The organism is Planktothrix rubescens CCAP 1459/22 (assembly GCA_904830895.1).
GTDB classification, from domain to species: domain Bacteria; phylum Cyanobacteriota; class Cyanobacteriia; order Cyanobacteriales; family Microcoleaceae; genus Planktothrix; species Planktothrix agardhii.
The window spans coordinates 2,746,466-2,763,332 of record LR882958.1 but is presented as its reverse complement, the minus strand read 5'-3'; the positions used below and the strand labels follow the sequence as shown (position 1 = coordinate 2,763,332).

Sequence of the window (16,867 nt, the reverse complement as noted above, 5' to 3'; positions counted from 1 at the left end):
TTGTAACCACTGAATTATGAGTTGATCAGAATATGACTGAACCTAAAAGCGAAAAGTTAACTCGGGCTTTAAATCAATTAATTGAGGAACATGGGATTAAAAATCTTGTCCATTCTTTAGCCAATCATTGTTTCAAAGAAGCAGAATTTTTGCGGCAAGATCGCAGTACAGATTTAGCTGAAAACTGGCAAGATATTGCTGAGAAACTGCAAAAAGTTATGGAAAATCAAGAATCCTGATAGTTATTTAGTAATCTTAAAATAGGTTGTAATATCTTCTTGTAAGGTTTTGGAGTTCCAACCCTATTCGTGCTTTGGGTTTAGTCTCCAAACCCTACAGTTTTTTCAGTTAATTAAACCTAGATAGTACAATCTTTTCTCCCTATTCCCTATTCCCTATTCCCTTAATAATATGACCAGTTCACAACCGTTGTTTTCAGATATTAGCCAACATTGGGCGCGTCCGTTTATTCAACGTTTGCAAGCTCAAGGTTTAATTAGTGGATTTAAAGATAACACATTTCGCCCTAATCAAAATCTAACCCGTGGGGAATTTGCTACTATTTTAAAAGTGGCATTTCCCACTTCTATTAAACGTGAATATATTCCATTTAAGGATGTACCCAAGGAGTTTTGGGCGGCGGAAGCAATTAAAATTGCCTATCAATCTGGCTTTATTTCGGGGTTTCCTGATGGACAGTTTCTTCCTCAAAGTCCGGTGACTCGCTTACAGGTTTTATTGGCTTTAGTTTCGGGTTTGAATTTACCTCAAGGAGAGAGTTTAAACTTAAAAAATATTTATGAAGATGGGGATACCATTCCTAGCTATGGGACTCAGGCCATGATTACAGCCACTCGTTGTGAATTGGTAGTTAATTACCCCTATCCCCAACTTTTTAATCCTAATTCTAATGCAACTCGGGGAGAAGTGGTTAGTATTATCTATCAGGCTTTAGTGTTACTAAAAAAAGTTAATCCAATTATTTGTCCCTATATTATATCCTTAGCTCACCCCGGAATTATTAAAACAGGAACCCATCTTTCTGTTAATGGGAGAAAATGGAAATTACCCTGGAGTCAATGGAATTCAGGAATTGCTACAAATACCGGAATTAGTGATAAAGGAATTATCCAAGTTTTAGGAATTAATCCCTTAAATACAACGGAATTTAGTCTTCAACCCTTGAATTGGTTTGCTTTGCATTCAACTCCGGGGACTTTTTTTGATGCCGAATATCGTTATCTAAAAATTGATCAATTAGCAGAATTATCAGCCTGGGATTTGGAAATTCAAGAAAATACCCTTAATATTATTTCTAAACTAGGTACTATTCAAGCCATAAATTTTGAAGAACGTGCTAATATTTCTCAAATGACAATAACATTAAATCAACCGACTCCCTGGGAAATTTATCAACAAAATACCCAATGGGAAGTAGTGGTCGATGGAATTACAAATCCGACAATTGCTAAACCCTTTCAAGACCCGACTCAACCCACACCCACTTCTGGAACTTCCGAACAGCAAAATGAAGGAGAAACCGCAGTAACAACTCAAAAACCATCTCGTCCTTTGGTAAAAATTACGAATAATCAAACTATAATTCAAGGAACTTTACCCGATGGTTATGGGGTGAAAGTTTCTACATTGAATAATCCAAATCGGATTTTAATTGAGTTACGCCAGGATTCCTTAATAGAAAGAGATATTACTTGGACAAAAGGATTGCGATGGCGACAACAATATATAACTTTAAATAATAGCCGTTTTCCCGTAGTTTGGTTAATTGTAAATTCGGATTTTGGCTTGACTTTACGACCAATTTGGGCAAGTCAAACGGGAATGAAAGGCATTGACAGTTTAGCCAAAACCGTTGATAATAGTCAATGTATAGGGGCAATTAATGCCGGATATTTTAACCGGAATAATCTTTTCCCTTTAGGAGCAATTCGGCGGGAAAACAAATGGTTTTCGGGGCCAATTTTAAACCGAGGAGCGATCGCTTGGAATGACTCGGGACAGGTAAAATTTGCCCGTTTAACTTTAAAAGAAACCTTAATTCCATCATCGGGACAGACCCTAGACTGTGAATTACTCAATACCGGATATGTGAAAGCGGGAATTGCTCGCTATACTCCTGAATGGGGAGAAAATTATACTCCATTAACCGCGAATGAAATTGTGATTCTGGTAGAAAATAATATTGTTAAACAACAACTCGAACAAACAAATACGACCGCCGCTATTCCCATTCCTAAAAACGGTTATTTATTAACCTTGCGATCATTTCGTAGTGCTTTAAATTCGTTTTCTGTGGGTACATCTATTGAAATTAAATCTCAAACTACCCCTTCAGATTTTAATTCCTTTCCCCATATTTTAGGCGGCGGGCCATTATTATTACAAAACGGGCAAGTGGTGGTAGATGCGATCGCTGAAGGGTTTAGTCCTGCCTTTGCGGATCAGTCTGCCATTCGCAGTAGTGTCGGGATCACCGCCAAGGGGGAATGGTTGATTGCCACCGTCCATAACCGCGTCGGAGGGGTGGGGGCCAAATTAACCGAAATGGCACTCTTAATGCAGCAATTAGGAGCCACTGATGCGTTAAATTTAGACGGGGGAAGTTCGACGAATTTAGTCTTAGGAGGTCAACTTTTAAACCGCATCCCCGATACCGCCGCCCCAGTTCACAATGGTTTGGGGGTATTTCGCCGATAAAAAAACCCAAGCTAGAAATGTATGTTAAGCTGTAGCACTAATATAGATTGTTAGCTAAATTCTTAATTGCGGACTCCTGCCATGATCACTCCCAGTGAGTTGAATTACTATTATAAAGTGTTAGATCTGAAGCCTGGAGCCTCCTTAGAATTGGTGGATCAGGCCTATAAAGACTTAGCATTTATTTGGCATCCCGATCGCATTCCTGAAGAAAATCAACGATTAAAAAAAATCGCTGAGGAAAAACTCAAGGAAATTAATCAAGCCAGGGAAAAATTGCGTTCTTTATTGCGTCGATCAAGTCCAAATTCAACTCAACATTCCTCAACTGTTTCGCGTTCAGAATCCCATTCCAGAGCATCCTCAAATAGTACAGGAAATTCCTATACCTATCAAAACCCCTATTCTAATTATCAATCCTCTACCTATCAAAGCCGGGTAAAAACCTCTGAAAATAATAATTTTCAACGCCCCCCAGCCAGTAAACCTCCGGTTACGCCCCCACCGCCAACTCCCCCCGCACCAACGCCTCCCCCCACTAGACCGACGGAATTAAGTGGATTAAGTTTTAAAGGTGCGGATTTAAAAGAAAGGGATTTTTCCAGTCGCAATTTAAGCGGTGCGGACTTAACTGAAGCCGATTTAAGTGATGGGTTTCTGCATAAAGTTAACTTAAGTGCCGCCTGTTTATATAAGGCGAATTTATTTAGGGCGAATTTTTTACAAGCTAATTTAACCTATGCTAATTTACAGGAAGCTAATTTAATTGGGGCTGATTTAAGTGGCGCTGATTTAAGATGTGCAGATTTAACCGGGGCTAAGGTAGGAATTGGGGATAAAATTATGGTAAAATTAACCGGAGCTAAATTAGAAGGTGCTATTTTACCCGATGGTAGTGTTCATCATTAATAGGAATTTAACTATTAATTGGAATGATGGGACGTTGACCCGCTTGGAACTGTTTCCAAGCTGTTTTAAGTTGAATTGGTGCGGGATAATTGCGATCACATTTTGATAAGCGGGTATAATTTCTTATATTTATTAATCAATAAAAGATCAATACTATTAAATTATATCTCAATCCTTATCATTCCTCAAAATCTTTAAAATAATAGTAAAGGTTAGCTAACGCAAAATTTGATGCTTCCTCTAAATTTTCAGAAACCAGACTTTCATAGTTATAACGGGTTGCTTGCCGAGAAATATAAGCAGTGTATTCCAGACGTATTTGTGGATTCATTAGTAATCTAAGTTGTTCTTTTAAAGACAAAATATCACATTTTTTCTTTAATTTGCTATATTCTAACTCTTCAGGTAATACTTCAGGTATAAATTCTATTGATAAATTACTATTCACGACATCTTCAATATTAAAATTTACTTCAGGTAAAATTTTTTGCTCTGATAAGCGTTTTTGTTCTAATGGCTTAAGCGAAAGTCTATAATCAATATTACTCTGCCAAGTTTCAAGAACCGGAAAATCATGATTATGAAGGTGAGTGATTTCTGGAAATAAAAAATTTAATTCATCGTCAGTAGATATTTGATCAATTAAATTTAAAATATCTTGACGCATTTTTATTTTTAATTCAGAGAGACGTTGGCTAACGGCAATCATTTCATCTTGAATTTGGTAAGTAGTGATAATAGCATTTTCAACTGTCCAAAAACATTCAAGCCAGCGAAAACGTTCTATAGGAGTTAAACTATTTAGTAGATTACGATCATTATATACAGATATAACATCATTAAAAAGCGTACTTCTTACTGCATCTATTTCCGTATTAAACCTTTCTTTATTCTGAATATTAAGGGCAGTACGAAAACGATCTAATGCTGTTATGAATGAACAATAAGCTTTAGTTAAGGCTTGACGTTTTTTTTGATATTCTGAGTCTTGTTGAGATCTTTTTATCTGTTCAATAATTTCTTCTGTCTGGTTATGCAAAATACATTTAATATCAATAAAACCATCTTTCACTTCTAATCTAAATTGTTCTACTTCTTGCCTAAGTTTAAGTGTTTGTTTTAGATTAACGGCTGTTAATGCTACTCCGGTAAATGTCCCTACACCGATAATAGCAGTAGTTGATTGGAGTACCCCTAAACTGGACTGAAGAGATTGGAGAGTTTGTTTTATAACATCCAGTCGTTTGTAAGTCTCTTGAAATCCTAGATGAGTTTGTATAATATTCAATGAACCCAAAACTGCTTGTGCAGGGGCTATAAAAGGTTGCAGACTAAACTTCGTTACCCCCTTAGCTACTTCAACAATCATACCTGTGGCCGGATCTTTAAGAAAAGGGAGCAATAGTCCATCAACCGTTTTCGCCTGTACTAACTTACCAGCAGCTAAAAGTGCTTGTCTAGCAGCACTAAAGGAATATTCCATAAATCTGAAAAATTCTGTTCCAAAAGTATATCTAAGTTATATCATAGATCTAGTGAGACTACCTTTGTATTGGCCAAAAGAGTTCCACGTCTATCTGAGTCAAACTTTTTATGTTAAATTTAAAGTTTGATTTTTGTATCCAATCTAACAGCAAGGGTTTAAACTATGGATAGTACCACTCAAAATCAACTTCGCCTGTTGAGCTATCAAGTTCTTGATGTCATAGAAGAATCTCAGTATTTATTGGTTTTACCTCTAACCAGCTTCGATATCGATAATTCTAAGATAGAAGAATTTCAGAATTTTATGAAATATTTAGAACAAATACAAAGTCATCAAGAAAATGAACAAATTCAATTGTCTTATGATTCTATGCAAAATTTTTTAGTAACATTTGTAACTTGCCTAGAAAAATTAGATGCTTTGCTAAGTAACGAAGTTAATATTTCTCAGGCTTTGAAAAAAAGCAGCTTTGACAACATGAGTATATTAGCTGGATATCAAAAAAAAATTAAAAAGTTAGTAGAGCAATCGAAGAATGAAACAAAAACTAAATCTGAAAAATTATTTGAAGAATGGATTCCTTCTCTGAAAAATAAAATGGCTGAGAAAATGCAGGAATTCTCAAAAGAAAAAGATGAGGATAGTCCTGCAAGATATGGTGCTGCAAACTTTGTCTTTAATCTACGTAAATCTTACAAATACATGAAAGATAAAGAAGCTAAAAATCGTGAAAGAATGAAAGAATACGTTTTAGAAGAATTTAACCAATGGCAAATTAAAGCATTGAATCAAGATATTATCATTCCTGAAATTGAAAAACTAGAAAATCAGGTTGATGAGATATTTCAAGATATTAAGAATGAGCTTTATGCCCTTAACATAACTAACTCTGTAAAACAGTCATTATTGAGATTAAACTATGTAGATTTCGATGGAGATAGTGATCAGTTAGAAGTTGCTATGAAATCCAACAACTTGCAAAAAGTAATTGTTATTGTGTTTATTTACTTTGGCCAGTTTTTCGCACGACAATTTTCAATTATTATTTTACCCTATCTTTTATTATCTGCTCTAGGATTTGGGCTAATAATGTTTAAGGACAAAAAAGATGAAACAGAAAATCTTGATGCAGCTTATAATGTTTTATATAAAAATAAAAAGCAATTCTTTGATAAAATTTCTTTTAAAGTCGAAAAGTTTTTTGAATCTGAATTCAATCTAATGAATGATTCGTTAGAAGACTTAAAAAGGTTTTATAATTTGTTACTATCAGCCTCTTCTACTAAGAAAGAAACCTTAGAAAGTCGTCAAGCCATTAAAGAATGGATTAGCTATAAAATTTTAGAGCTTAAGAAAATTCAGGAAGAATTAAGTCGAATTTAGGCTCATCAATGGGATAGTGTTCTGATTCGTAAGTTTCAATTAACTGAACCAGTAATTTTAATAATACTCGTTCTTCAGGAGTGAGAGTTTTACTAAAAGTTAATCCTTCAACAATTGCTAAAATCCGATCATATTCCTCCTCGGTTTCAATGACTTGAGGGGTGATTTTAGCTAATAGGTTGCTATAAAGGATTTTATCAATAGTGAGGGTCATTTTTTCAACTTTTAACCTAAATAGGCTTGTCTAACTCGTTCATCTATTAATAAATCAGAGGCTTTCCCTGTTAGGGTTAAATATCCAGCTTCTAAAACATAACCTCGATTTGCAATTTCTAAAGCTAAATGGGCATTTTGTTCCACTAATAAAATTGTAACACCGGATTGATTTAATTGACGAATTACCGAGAAGATTTCTCTAACAATTTGAGGAGCTAAACCTAAACTGGGTTCGTCTAATAATAATAGCTTAGGACGACTCATCACCGCCCGGGCGATCGCTAACATTTGCTGTTCTCCACCGCTTAGAGTTCCTGCTAATTGATGTTTTCGTTCTGCTAACCGAGGAAAAATCATAAATTGTTTTTCAATATCGGCTTTAATTCCTAAGCGATCGCTACGAGTATAAGCCCCTAATTCTAAATTGGTTAATATGGTTTGTTGAGATAGTATTCTCCGACCTTCTGGACTTTGGGCTATTCCCATTTTAACAACTTGATCGGGACGTAAATCGGTGATATCTTTTCCTTGATAAAGGATTTTTCCTTGGCGGGGATTAATTAATCGAGAAATGGTTTTTAAGGTGGTACTTTTCCCTGCTCCATTCGCTCCAATTAGGGTGACAATTTCCCCTTGATTAATAATAATATTAATCTCTTTTAATGCTTGAATTGCACCATAATTAACCGATAGACTAACTAATTCTAACATAACTTATTCATCTCCTAAATAGGCTTCAATTACCGCCGGATTATTTCTCACCATTTCCGGTTCTCCTAAAGCAATTAATTTTCCAAAGTCTAATACCGCAATGCGATCGCATAACCCCATCACTAAGGGTACATGATGTTCAATTAAAATTACTGTTAATTGAAATTGTTCTCGAATTTTTCTAATTAAATCACTGAGTTCTTTTTTCTCACTGGGGTTCATACCCGCCGCAGGTTCATCTAATAATAACAATTTCGGTTCTAAGGCTAAAGCCCGAGCAATTTCTAAGCGTCTTTGGTCGCCATAAGCAAAATTACGAGCTTTTTGTTCAGCCCTTTCTGCTAATCCAAATATATCTAATAATTCCCTGGCTTTTTGATAGTTTTCCTGTTCAATTTTTACCGCTTTTGGCAAACCTAAAACCCCTGAAATTAGATTAGCTTGATTATGGATATGACGAGCAATAACAACGTTTTCTAAAGCCGATAAATTGCCAAATAGTCGGAGGTTTTGAAAAGTTCTAGCTATCCCCTTTTCAGCAATTTGATAGGGTTTTAATTGAGTAATAGAATTATTCTGATAAATTAAAGCCCCTTTAGAGGGAGGAATTAACCCTGTAATTAAATTAAATAAGGTAGTTTTCCCCGCTCCATTAGGGCCAATTAAACCAAATATTTCTTGATCTTGAACCGCAAACGAAACCTGATCAACTGCTAATAATCCCCCAAAATATCGAGTTAAACCTTGGACTTCTAAAAGGGGTTTTAAGGTTGATAAACTCATTTTTTAACCCTTATGATTGTTTTTTTAATAGTCCCCGCCAGGGATTTTTTCGAGTAATCTTGTTTAATAATTCTGGAGTAATTAAACCTTGAGGATAAAAAATTGACCCCAAAACCAATAATACCCCAAAAATAATTAAACGACCTTCCCGTAAGAATTGGGCTAACCATAAAGGTAAACCACTAATTTCTCCCATTCCCCGTAAAACTTCCGGTAAAGCGGTAAGAATAATTCCCCCTAAGACGGGGCCCCAAAAGGTTCTTGACCCGCCAATTAAAACAAAAGCTAAATAAATAATACTACTATCAAAGGTGCCTTGACGAGCATTCCAAGTATTGAGAAAATGGGCGCTAATAGTTCCCACTAATCCCGCTAAAATTGCCCCCAAGGTAAAGGATAACACTTTATAATGGGTAGGATTAACCCCCATAGAATCGGCGGCTAATTCATCTTCTCGAATTGCACTAAAAGCGCGTCCGGCTTTAATTTTTTCTAAGCGATATAAGAATATCATACTCAGAATTAATAGGGGAATTGCCACCCATAAATATTCTAGGGGAGTTGCAAAGGGTTGGGGAATCCCAAAGATACCAACTGCACCTCCAGTTATCTCTAGATTTAAGGCTAAAACCCGTAAAATTTCGACTAAAGCAATAGTTGAAATGGCTAGATAAATTCCTCGTAATCTCAATACTGGAATGCCTAATCCTATGGCTAAAATAGCAGAAATTATGGCAGTGATCAATAGTTCTAAAAACAAAAAAGGTAAGGGAAAAATAGTCCCTTTAAATTTAAAAACCTGGGTAGATAAAATCGCCGCAATATAACCCCCTAACGCATAAAATCCAGGGGTTGCTAAGGAGAGTTGACCCGCCATTAAGGGTAAATAAACGGATAACCCTAAAATCGCTCCAAATAACATAGAAACGATTAAAAACCCGTAGGTGTTCAAAAAATTAATCATGGAATGAATTATACCTTTTGAATGCGTTTACGTCCTAATAATCCCTGGGGTCGAATTAATAGCATTATTAATAGAATAGCAAAGGAAATCGCTTCTCGATAACCGGAAAAATCGGCGGGAACAAAAGCTTCTGCTAACCCTAATAATAATCCCCCAATTACAGCCCCTGGAATACTTCCTAACCCCCCTAAAACGATTACTCCTAACCCCTTTAAACCGAAAGCAATGCCAAAATAAGGCCCCGCAATACTCACACTAGATCCTACCAAAGTTCCGGCGAGTCCCGCTAAAAATCCACTGACAAAAAACGTTAATATAATAAACTGTTCCGGGTTAATTCCTAATAAACTGGCGGTAATTTCATCCTCAGCCACCGCTTGTAAGGCTTTACCAATCTTAGTTTTATTTACCAGATAGGTTAATAAAGCCACGATGACCATACAAACCGTAAAAATAATCACCTGAACGCTTCTAATCATAATCGGTTTTGTGGCTGTACCGAAATTAATTGCTGCGGGAATATTGCCATAAATATTATCAGGAAATGTGTAAATTTCTGCCCCGACTAAATATTGAATTGTATTCACAATCACCACCGCAGCCCCCAAACTGGAAACCAAGGTTAATAGGGAATCAGCCCCTCTAACTCTCAAGGGTCTAAAGGCTAATCTTTCCAAGACAATTGAGGCTAACCCGGCTAAAATACTCCCTAGAATTAAGGCTATAAAAAACGGGAATTGAAAGGGTAACTTACCATTGGCTAATAATCCATTAAACCCAAAAACGCCCCCGGATAAGATATAGGTAAAATAAGCTCCCAAGGTAAAAATAGCACCATGGGCAAAATTAATCACCCCTAAAATCGAAAAAACTAGAGTGTAACCCAAGGCAAAAATAGCATAAACACTCCCAATTGATAAACCATTTAAAAATGATTGTAGGAAAAAATTAAAATCCATCTATATAGGGAATTACGAATTACGAAAACCAGATAATACTTTTTAGAACCGTTCTCCTAAACCGAAGTGAATCCGACCATCTCCATTATTATTAATCCCATAATCAATCCGTACTGGCCCTAGGGGAGTTTGTAGGCGCACACCAACCCCATAACCGAAACCACTTCCGGGTTTATCCCGCACACCCCCAGGAGAGCCAGGAACTGTCCCCTGGGAACCTAAGTCCGTTGCCGCGTCCACAAAGAGCGCTCCGCCAAGAAACTTGGAAAACAGAGGAAAACGATACTCAATGGAGGCTTGGATAAAACTTCGGGTAGAAGCGATCGCCCCTTCTTCCCAACCCCGTACTGAAGTCGTCCCACCCAAGGGAAAGGCTTCATAGGGGGGTAAGTTCCCAATTACCGTACCTCCTTGGAAGTTAAAAGCAAAGGATTGATCGCCTTCGGGAATCAAACCGGAGAGGAATTTCACCGGAATATAAAAAGTATATGCAGCCCGCAAACGGTTCATTAAAATACTTCCCGAACCCACCGGGATAGATTGTTCCGAACCAAAACGCACTAAATAACCGGAGGTGGGTTGTTGCTTATTGTTGCGGCGATCTCGAAGAAATCCAAACTGAACGGTGAATAAATCGTCTTTTCCACTCCCGCTATAACTGAGTTGATTCCCAAATTCATCGGTACGGTTAATGTTCCCATCGGAGTCCGTGATTTCCACCCGTTGATATTGGAATCCGACGGAAGCGACCCAATTGGGATCAGAAAAAACATTATCCGCATACGGACGAGTAAAACTAATACCTCCTCCAGTCCTCACTACCCGGGGGCGATCGCCATTGGCTAAGTAAACCTCTTTTGGCCCATTTTCAAAGACCACGGAAATTGTCCGACGTCTAAAAGCATTCACACTATAAGAGGTGCGATAGGGATCACCCGCAATCCAAGGATCGGTAAAGTTTAAATCCATTTGAAATACCCGATTTCCCGCCTCTAATTCCGCCCCTAAGCGTTGGTTATTTCCCCCTAAGTTAACTTCTTGATAACTCAAGGTTCCAAATAATCCGGCGGCGGAACTTACACCTCCCCCAAATGCGAGTGATCCGGTGGTTTTTTCGATCACATTCACAACAACTACCGCCTCCCTGGGATTATCTTTTCCGGGTTCTAATTCCAAGCGGACATCTTCAAAAATTCCTAAACCAAATACCCGAGCTAAATCCTGTTGTGCGGTTTTTTGGTTAAATACGTCCCCTGGTTTTAATTGAATTTCCCTGGTGATAATAAAGTCTCTGGTTCTTCCCGAAATTGGTTTTCCTTCTTCATCGGTTGCTTCTCCATCGCTATTCAGGAAACGCACCCCAATATTTTCAATCACCCCTTCTGCAACTTCTAGGTTAACAACACCTTCTTTTGTAACTTCAGGAGCGGCGACAACCTGCGCTAAAACATAGCCATTATCCTGATACCATTGATTGACTTTTTTAATTCCTGCTTCTATTTGATTCAAGTTGATGGTTTTATTCAATTGCTCGCCGAAACTTTCGTTAATAATTTCTTGGGGTAAAACCGTATTCCCTTGAATTACAACTTCTTTGAAGATGGGGTTTTCTTCGACTTCAAAAGTAACCCGTACTCCTAAAGGTGTATCTTCTGGAACAGCTTTGACATTTCGGAATAAACCTGTAGCGAAAATCGAATTAATATCTCTTTGTAATTGAGTTCGGGTTGTTGTTCGTCCGGGTTGGGTGGAAATAACGCTATATACTTTTTCAATTAATCCTTGGTCTTGGGTTCCTGTTACCGTAATTTCTCCGACTAATACTTCGGTTTCAGAGGGTGCGGGTGTGCTAGGAAGGGGGATAGTAGCAGGAGTTTCAGGTTGTATTGGAACTTCAGAATTAGGGGGTAAAGTTTCGGGTGTTGCTTGAGCAATAGTTAATGGAATTATGGGAGAAAATTGCGATATTTTTTCTAAATTTTTATTTAAACTCGGTTGAAATAAATCAGATTCGGGTAAGTTGGAATTAAGGGCGATCGCTGATTCTGTTGCGACAGGAAAGCTAAAATTACCGACTTTTTCAGTTTCAGCTTTATTCAGGATAATTCCTAAATTCGAGAAATTATTAATTTCTGTACTGGCAATTTTTTCGGGAACTGGAGTTGGGAATTGGGCTATTTTTTCGGAATCTTTATGTAAACTCGGTTGAAATAAATCAGATTCAGGTAAGTTAGAATTAAGGGCGATCGCATCTTCTGTTAATACAGGAAAGCTAAAATTACCGACTTTTTCAGTTTCAGCTTTATTCAGGATAATTCCTAAATTCGAGAAATTATTAATTTCTGCAATTGCAATTTTTTCGGGAACTGGAGTTGGGAATTGGGCTATTTTTTCGGAATCTTTATGTAAACTTGGTTGAAATAAATCAGATTCGGGTAAGTTGGAATTAAGGGCGATCGCATCTTCTGTTAATACTGGAAAGCTAAAATTACCGACTTTTGCAGTTTCAGCTTTATTCAGGATAATTCCTAAATTCGAGAAATTATTAATTTCTGCAATTGCAATTTTTTCGGGAACTGGAGTTGGGAATTGGGCTATTTTTTCGGAATCTTTATGTAAACTTGGTTGAAATAAATCAGATTCAGGTAAGTTGGAATTAAGGGCGATCGCTTCTTCTGTTAATACTGGAAAGCTAAAATTACCGACTTTTTCAGTTTCAGCTTTATTCAGGATAATTCCTAAATTCGAGAAATTATTAATTTCTGCAATTGCAATTTTTTCGGGAATTGGAGTTGGGAATTGGGCTATTTTTTCGGAATCTTTATGTAAACTCGGTTGAAATAAATCAGATTCAGGTAAGTTAGAATTGAGGATGATCGCATCTTCTGTTAATACTGGAAAGCTAAAATTACCGACTTTTGCAGTTTCAGCTTTATTCAGGATAATTCCTAAATTCGAGAAATTATTAATTTCTGCAATTGCAATTTTTTCGGGAACTGGAGTTGGGAATTGGGCTATTTTTTCGGAATCTTTATTTAAACTCGGTTGAAATAAATCAGATTCGGGTAAGTTGGAATTAAGGGCGATCACATCTTCTGTTAATACTGGAAAGCTAAAATTACCGACTTTTGCAGTTTCAGCTTTATTCAGGATAATGGCTGAATTAGAAAAATCATTAGCTTCAGTATTGCTAATTTCAGATGAAACCTCGGTTGAAACTTGTGCTAATTTTTCTAAATCTTCTGTATTTTTACCTTTATTTAGACTAATATAATTTTCTGGTAAAACCTCTGATTCCGTAGGATTCAAAGAAGAATCTAAAGCAGAATTAATTAGAGGTTGAGATGGATTAAATTCGGGTAAATTTTGAGAATAGGAAGTATTAACCCAAGCATAGGAAACCTGGTTTCCTATGGATTGACCCAGAGAAAAAGCTAGATCTGGATACGGCGATTTAGTTTTATTTAAAACTATTCCTTCAAAAGAATTAATAGGTGTAGAGGGAATACTCTGATTAACATCTAAAGATGGTTTTGCATGGGTTTCCGATTGGTTTAAACTCGGATTTATTGGCTCAAAAGCCTCTTGAGAACTGAGGGAACTTTCAGATTCTGAATAGGCGGTTTGACCATTTGCAGAGTTTGATAATCCAAACGTAGCTGAAGCAGTAAAAACCGCAACTAAGACGGGAGATAAACGCATGATACTCACTCTTTTAGACAATCCCACACCTACAATTTGTCGATCCTCAGCGAAGGCTTAGAGAGATGGTTACACCCGTTGCCATTGCTGCGACATCTGACATCTTAACAAGCTTTGACACTTCTACATCGAAAAGCTTTGAAAATCACAGGTTGCGATCCCCCCACACCCCATGACAACAGGATTTAGGGGGATCAAAATATTTAGCTTTATTCCGATGGGTTGGAGGTATGCTCTAAAACCCGTTTAAGCACTTGTTGATACCCAGATTCAACATTTCCTAAATCTCGACGGAAGCGGTCTTTATCCAAAACTCGTCGGTCGGGGTCTGTTTCGGATTGATCCCACAAACGACAGGTATCAGGACTAATTTCGTCGGCGAGTACCAATTGACCCTCAGAAGTCATCCCAAATTCTAATTTAAAATCCACTAAAGTAATCCCACATTCATTAAAAAATTCTGAGAGAATTTGATTAATTTTTAAGGATAATTGGGTAATTTTTTCCAACTGTTCCGGCGTGGCTAATTTCATTAATAATAGCCGTTCCCGTGTTAATAATGGATCGCCTAATTCATCATTTTTATAGCAAAATTCTACTAAAGTCGGTTCAATAATTGTACCCGCAGGAATCCCAGTTTGTTTACATAAACTTCCCGCCGCAATATTGCGAACAATCACTTCTATCGGCACAATTTTAACCCGTTTCACCCGCATTTCATTGGGGGTAGGACAATCAATATAATGGGTCGGAACTCCTTTTGCTTCTAAACATTGAAATAGATGGCTAGAAATCGCATTATTAATTTCTCCTTTCCCTTGAATTGTTCCGCGTTTTTGAGCATTAAACGCCGTTGCATCATCCTTGAAATAGGCGAGTAATATTTCATGATCATCCGTGGGATAGATGATTTTGGCTTTTCCTTCGTAGAGTTTTTCGGGAGTAGACATAGAAATAGACTATTGAAAGGTTAAACAATTAATTATAAATCAAGTAGGGGCGATATCTCCTCGCCCTGATAGAAGAATCTCGCCCTATTTTTAGAATTTATATTAATTAATCACCCGATAAATAGCATCTGCAACTCGACTCACATCCACCATTTCTTTAACATCATGAACTCGTAAAATATCCGCACCATTAGCAATAGCCACCACACAGGTCGCTGCTGTTCCCCAAACCCTTTGTTTTGGGTCGGGTTGGTTTAAAATATGACCGATAAAACTTTTTCGAGATGTTCCGACTAAAATCGGACAATTAAGCGATCGCAATTTTGTTAAATTCCTCAATATTTCTAAATTCTGTTCAAAGGTTTTTGCAAAACCAATCCCCGGATCAATAATAATATTTTGAGGTGAAATTCCTTCGGCGATCGCTTCTTTAATTCTATCTTGTAAAAACCCTTCTAACTCCCCAATTAAATCCTGATAATCGGTCAAAGTTTGCATGGTTTTTGGCGTTCCTCGCAAGTGCATTAAAATAATAGGAACCTGCAATTTAGCCACCATAGATAACATTTCAGCATCAAAAGTAGCCCCGGAAATATCATTAATAATATCCGCTCCGGTTTTAACTGCAACTTCCGCCACCTGAGAACGAGTTGTATCAACAGAAATCGGAATATTTGCTAATAATTGATTAGCACTATTTCTAATGGTTTCAATCACAGGAATAACCCGATTTAATTCTATTTCTAAACTCACAATTTCCGCCCCAGGACGGGTAGATTGTCCCCCAATATCAATAATATCAACTCCCGCTTCCACCATTTGTTGCGCTTGATGTAAAGCCCTTTCTAAACTATTAAAATTCCCACCATCGCTAAAACTATCAGGAGTTACATTCAAAACCCCCATAATATAAGTTCGTTTTCCCCATTCCAGACTTTTATTTCTAATATTTAAAGGGTTGAGAATAGTCATAAATTTTTATAGTTAATTACGAATTACGAATTACGAATGGGTAATAGGTAGCGGGAAAAATATAAGTTTGATCTATAAACTTTTTAACTGTAAACTCTTTAACTGATATAGCAACCGCCAAGGCAGTTAAGACACCAGACGGATCTTGGAACCCAGACGGTAAAGTGTTTTCCCCCGGTGTTCCCTGCCCCCCAGCCCCCCGTGCACGGGGGGTTTGGGGGGGCTGTTCCGGTGTTCCCTGCTATAACTGATGACTGATAACTGATGACTGATAACTGATGACTGATAACTGATTATTGATAATTAACAATACGGGCAAAACCTTCTGGTTGTAAACTAGCGCCTCCAACTAAAGCCCCATCAATTTCTGGCTGTGCCATAATCTCATCAATATTATCAGGTTTGACAGAGCCACCATATTGAATAGTGACATTAGAATTGACTAATTTACTGCGAATTAAACCAATTACCCGATTCGCTTCAGTGGTTTCACAAGTATCCCCAGTTCCGATTGCCCAAATCGGCTCATAAGCAATGACTAAATTATTTTGATCAACCCCAATTAAATCCTTTTCCAACTGAGAGAAAATCACCCCTTCGGTGTCTCCAGCATCCCGTTGTTGTTTGGTTTCTCCCACACATAAAATGGGGGTTAAACCATGGCGTTGAGCCGCTCTAAGTCGCAAATTCACAGTTTCATCGGTTTCGCCAAAATATTGACGTCGTTCACTGTGACCGACAACAACATAACGGATACCAAATTCTAGTAACATCGGGCCAGAAATTTCCCCCGTGTAGGCTCCAGAATCTTCCCAATGTATGTTTTGAGCACCGGGGAAAATTCGACTCCCATGTAAACTTTTCGACATGACACCCAATGTGGTAAAGGGTACACACAGCACCACTTCCCTGTCTTCTGGAGTATCATCTAAATGATTAGTAAACCCTTGCAGAAACTCTTGAGCTTCCGATTGGGTTTTAAACATTTTCCAATTACCCGCAATAATTACTTTTCTCACCGTTAATGTAATTAACCTTAAAAAACAATAAAATCCTACCCTTCAGTTTAAAGCGTTAGGGTCAATTTTTATAGTCAGGGGGTCGGGGAGAGTTA

Annotated in this window: 14 protein-coding genes; 4 read left to right on the top strand and 10 right to left on the bottom strand. The window is 37.4% G+C overall.

Going from position 1 to position 16,867, the window contains the following annotated elements:
• Window positions 1–32: 32 nt before the first annotated feature.
• The 3 genes from NMG86_RS12950 (at window position 33) to NMG86_RS12940 (ending at window position 3,627) form a co-directional block, all read left to right on the top strand.
• Complete coding sequence (locus NMG86_RS12950) at window positions 33–239, top strand: hypothetical protein (RefSeq protein ID WP_026786607.1); 207 nt, start codon at window positions 33–35, stop codon at window positions 237–239.
• Between the two features lie 172 nt (window positions 240–411).
• On the top strand, window positions 412–2,718 hold the full coding sequence (locus NMG86_RS12945; protein ID WP_026797801.1) for a phosphodiester glycosidase family protein: 2,307 nt from the start codon (window positions 412–414) through the stop codon (window positions 2,716–2,718).
• Between the two features lie 81 nt (window positions 2,719–2,799).
• Window positions 2,800–3,627: a pentapeptide repeat-containing protein gene (locus NMG86_RS12940; RefSeq protein ID WP_071783085.1), complete on the top strand. Its 828-nt coding sequence runs from the start codon at window positions 2,800–2,802 to the stop codon at window positions 3,625–3,627.
• A gap of 178 nt (window positions 3,628–3,805) precedes the next feature.
• On the opposite strand, the gene NMG86_RS12935 is transcribed toward NMG86_RS12940, so the two are convergent.
• The gene (locus NMG86_RS12935) at window positions 3,806–5,110 is read right to left on the bottom strand and encodes a hypothetical protein (RefSeq protein ID WP_026797799.1); all 1,305 of its coding nucleotides are present in this window, start codon (window positions 5,108–5,110) and stop codon (window positions 3,806–3,808) included.
• Between the two features lie 165 nt (window positions 5,111–5,275).
• Here NMG86_RS12935 and NMG86_RS12930 point away from each other — a divergent pair, with 165 nt between their 5' ends.
• Window positions 5,276–6,496 (top strand): hypothetical protein, encoded by a 1,221-nt coding sequence (locus NMG86_RS12930; RefSeq protein ID WP_026797798.1) that lies wholly within the window; start codon window positions 5,276–5,278, stop codon window positions 6,494–6,496.
• Here the strand turns inward: NMG86_RS12930 and NMG86_RS12925 are convergent.
• The 9 genes from NMG86_RS12925 to tpiA all read right to left on the bottom strand — a co-directional run bounded on the left by NMG86_RS12925 (window position 6,462) and on the right by tpiA (window position 16,772).
• Window positions 6,462–6,710, bottom strand: a complete 249-nt coding sequence (locus NMG86_RS12925) for a hypothetical protein (RefSeq protein WP_052338714.1) — start codon at window positions 6,708–6,710, stop codon at window positions 6,462–6,464. The two genes, NMG86_RS12930 and NMG86_RS12925, sit on opposite strands and share 35 nt — an antisense overlap.
• 11 nt (window positions 6,711–6,721) lie before the next feature.
• Complete coding sequence (locus NMG86_RS12920; RefSeq protein ID WP_026786611.1) at window positions 6,722–7,423, bottom strand: ABC transporter ATP-binding protein; 702 nt, start codon at window positions 7,421–7,423, stop codon at window positions 6,722–6,724.
• A gap of 3 nt (window positions 7,424–7,426) precedes the next feature.
• The gene (locus NMG86_RS12915; RefSeq protein ID WP_026797797.1) at window positions 7,427–8,206 is read right to left on the bottom strand and encodes an ABC transporter ATP-binding protein; all 780 of its coding nucleotides are present in this window, start codon (window positions 8,204–8,206) and stop codon (window positions 7,427–7,429) included.
• A gap of 10 nt (window positions 8,207–8,216) precedes the next feature.
• Window positions 8,217–9,170: a branched-chain amino acid ABC transporter permease gene (locus NMG86_RS12910; protein ID WP_026794051.1), complete on the bottom strand. Its 954-nt coding sequence runs from the start codon at window positions 9,168–9,170 to the stop codon at window positions 8,217–8,219.
• Between the two features lie 8 nt (window positions 9,171–9,178).
• Window positions 9,179–10,129 (bottom strand): branched-chain amino acid ABC transporter permease, encoded by a 951-nt coding sequence (locus NMG86_RS12905; RefSeq protein ID WP_026797796.1) that lies wholly within the window; start codon window positions 10,127–10,129, stop codon window positions 9,179–9,181.
• A 42-nt stretch (window positions 10,130–10,171) separates the two neighbouring features.
• A complete protein-coding gene (locus tag NMG86_RS12900; RefSeq protein WP_499103708.1) occupies window positions 10,172–13,831 on the bottom strand; it encodes a BamA/TamA family outer membrane protein in 3,660 nt (1,219 codons plus the stop codon).
• Between the two features lie 209 nt (window positions 13,832–14,040).
• Window positions 14,041–14,781: a phosphoribosylaminoimidazolesuccinocarboxamide synthase gene (purC, locus tag NMG86_RS12895; protein WP_026794049.1), complete on the bottom strand. Its 741-nt coding sequence runs from the start codon at window positions 14,779–14,781 to the stop codon at window positions 14,041–14,043.
• Window positions 14,782–14,883: 102 nt separating this feature from the next.
• A complete protein-coding gene (folP, locus tag NMG86_RS12890) occupies window positions 14,884–15,753 on the bottom strand; it encodes a dihydropteroate synthase (protein WP_026797795.1) in 870 nt (289 codons plus the stop codon).
• Window positions 15,754–16,046: 293 nt separating this feature from the next.
• On the bottom strand, window positions 16,047–16,772 hold the full coding sequence (tpiA, locus tag NMG86_RS12885; protein ID WP_026786618.1) for a triose-phosphate isomerase: 726 nt from the start codon (window positions 16,770–16,772) through the stop codon (window positions 16,047–16,049).
• Between the last annotated feature and the right edge of the window lie 95 nt (window positions 16,773–16,867).